Origin of the sequence: Halomonas sp. SIMBA_159 (genome assembly GCF_046536035.1) — a bacterium.
Lineage (GTDB): Bacteria > Pseudomonadota > Gammaproteobacteria > Pseudomonadales > Halomonadaceae > Vreelandella > Vreelandella venusta_A.
Genome location: NZ_JAWJBT010001326.1, coordinates 1 through 244, shown reverse-complemented (window position 1 = coordinate 244; position 244 = coordinate 1). Strand labels below are relative to the sequence as shown.

1 protein-coding gene is annotated in these 244 nt (G+C 54.9%); it reads right to left on the bottom strand.

Features of this window, described 5'->3' with window-relative positions; translation table 11 throughout:
- The coding region (locus R0J87_RS23565; RefSeq protein ID WP_498889410.1) for an ATP-binding cassette domain-containing protein at positions 1-244 on the bottom strand (244 nt) is incomplete at both ends.

The window sequence follows — 244 nt, the reverse complement described above, 5'->3', positions numbered from 1 at the left end:
AGCGCCTGGCCGGAAGTCGGCACCAGCAAACCGCACATCATCTTAAAGGTGGTCGATTTACCCGCGCCGTTTGGCCCCAGCAAACCAAAAATCTCCCCACGTTTAACGGCAAAGTTGACGTGATCGGTGGCGGCAAAATCACCAAATTTCTTGGTCAGTTCTTTCGCTTCGATCACCGTCTCGCCGGGTGTGCCTTCTACCGTATGCAATATTGCACCCAGCGGCGATTCTGAGGTTCCGGCAC